The organism is Thiolapillus sp. (assembly GCF_048562965.1).
Taxonomy (GTDB): Bacteria; Pseudomonadota; Gammaproteobacteria; order Chromatiales; family Chromatiaceae; genus Thiolapillus; species Thiolapillus brandeum_A.
Genome location: NZ_JBHNMF010001645.1, coordinates 1 through 524, shown reverse-complemented (window position 1 = coordinate 524; position 524 = coordinate 1). Strand labels below are relative to the sequence as shown.

Sequence of the window (524 nt, the reverse complement as noted above, 5' to 3'; positions counted from 1 at the left end):
AAAAATCTTTACCCGCTTCACCCGACTGAAAGGGAAGCTGCAACCCCAGATAAGGCCCTTTGTAGAAACGCCCGGGCGTTTTCACCAGATCGCTGAAGATACCCTTGAAAAATGGCGTAGGCGTTTCAAAGCCGGTGACAACATAGGCCTGCAGGCCCTTGATGATTTCTTTTGCCAGGATACTGGGAAGCATCAGGCTACCGGCTTCCTGTGCTGACGAATCCTGACCAGAAGCCCTGTGGATATTCGGTAACCACGTTCAGCCATAGCCTGAATACAGTCTTCAGCACTGCCAAGCAAACCCCGTTGTTCGGCAATATCCAGCAGGCGGGTTGTACCTATGAGAGGCAAGCCCCTTTTCAGCGCGTAACGGCGAGCAAGACGGTCATCCATGATCAGCAGCGTATTTTGTGGGTCTTCCTGGCCAATTCGTATGGCGTCACTTTCACCCGGACCAAGAACAGGTGACAAAGTTTTGGGCTGAGCCGGCCTCTGTTGCACCGCCAACCAGCCCTGGGTTATCG

Annotated in this window: 2 protein-coding genes; both read right to left on the bottom strand. The window is 53.4% G+C overall.

The genetic code is table 11. The features are described from left to right. Positions 1-193 (bottom strand): hypothetical protein (locus ACOCD2_RS25995; protein ID WP_305800427.1); only part of this gene is annotated, 193 nt, incomplete at its 3' end. Next, the coding region (locus ACOCD2_RS25990; RefSeq protein WP_305802902.1) for a hypothetical protein at positions 193-524 on the bottom strand (332 nt) is incomplete at its 5' end. The genes ACOCD2_RS25995 and ACOCD2_RS25990, both read right to left, overlap by 1 nt.